The sequence below is a fragment of the Exiguobacterium sp. s83 genome, assembly GCF_018617095.1.
In the GTDB taxonomy this organism is placed as follows: domain Bacteria; phylum Bacillota; class Bacilli; order Exiguobacteriales; family Exiguobacteriaceae; genus Exiguobacterium; species Exiguobacterium profundum.
Window position 1 is genome coordinate 1 of the sequence record NZ_JACSJP010000016.1, and the last position, 487, is coordinate 487.

Annotated in this window: 1 protein-coding gene; it reads right to left on the bottom strand. The window is 51.5% G+C overall.

The genetic code is table 11. From position 1 onward, the window contains the following. Positions 1-53 precede the first annotated feature (53 nt). A partial coding sequence (locus KNO73_RS14895) for an RNA-guided endonuclease TnpB family protein (protein WP_215112701.1) occupies positions 54-487 on the bottom strand: 434 nt, incomplete at its 5' end.

The following is a 487-nucleotide window of genomic DNA, read 5'->3' on the forward strand; positions in this document are numbered from 1 at the left end:
CCACGATTGTTTACCAAGCTCGTCGGGTGGTTCCCACCCTGAAGGAATTCGTTTTAGTTTGCCAACATCAACAGGTTGATGCTCGCGTTCATGTCACGGTCATGATGCGCGCCACAGGCACATGTCCATTCACGGACATCCATCGTCTTCCTCTGACCTTTCTCGCCACAAGAAGAACAGATCTGCGTAGATGCGAACCATTGATCCGCCTTGATGAGCGTCCGTCCGTAGAAGTTTGACTTGTACTCGAGTTGACGGACGAACTCGTACCAACTGACGTCCCCGATGGACTTGGCGAGCTTATGGTTTTGCATCATGTCCTTCGACTTCAATGTCTCCACGACGATGACTTGGTTCTCGTCAACGATCCGTCTCGACAGTTTGTGAAGGAAGTCCTGGCGTTGGTTGGCGATTTTCTCGTGTCTCTTGGCGAGGATCAGCCTGGCTTTTTCACGATTCTTGCTTCCGATCTTCTTGCGTGACAGCG